We start from the raw sequence: 542 nt of genomic DNA on the forward strand, positions 1-542 counted from the left end.
GCGCTTCTACGAGGCGCTTCTACGAGGAGCTGCTGGAACTGCCCCTGGTGCAGGACCAGGGCATGGTGCGCATCTACGGCGTGGACGGCGGCCGCGCCTATCTCGGCATCTGCCGCGCCCGCGGCCCGCGTCTCTCCGATGATCCGCGCATCACGGGCGGCGTGATGTTCACCCCGTGGAGGCGTGGCACGAATTCCTGACCGGCAAGGGATTGGAGCAAGGGATTGGACGTGCCGCCGCCCGCTTATTCCGAGGCGCACGGAATCACGCATTTCTTCTTCTGCGATCCCGCGGGCTACACGCTGGAGGTCCAGCGCTTCGAACGGCCGGACTGGCCTCGCATCTGATCGCAGCTTGAGTCCTAGAGCCTTTTTCGTTCGCAAGGGCTCACTGCAAAGCCTCTAGATTGTTGTTTTGACAGCATGCTTCACGCCTCCGGTGATTCCACCTGCGGCGATCATGCTCTAGATGTCGTTGCTACGGAGGTTGTCCCTCCGGGGCTGAGTTGAGAGGCTGTGGTTGCGAAGCCTTCAACCCCCAGC

Annotated in this window: 2 protein-coding genes; both read left to right on the forward strand. The window is 62.7% G+C overall.

Annotated elements, in window-relative coordinates; genetic code table 11:
• On the forward strand, positions 1–200 hold a 200-nt coding region (locus tag AC1DWF_RS37890), incomplete at its 5' end, for a hypothetical protein (RefSeq protein WP_476843550.1).
• A gap of 24 nt (positions 201–224) precedes the next feature.
• A complete protein-coding gene (locus AC1DWF_RS37895) occupies positions 225–347 on the forward strand; it encodes a hypothetical protein (protein WP_476843551.1) in 123 nt (40 codons plus the stop codon).
• Positions 348–542: the final 195 nt, after the last annotated feature.

It is taken from the genome of Aminobacter sp. P4_D5 (assembly GCF_056401815.1).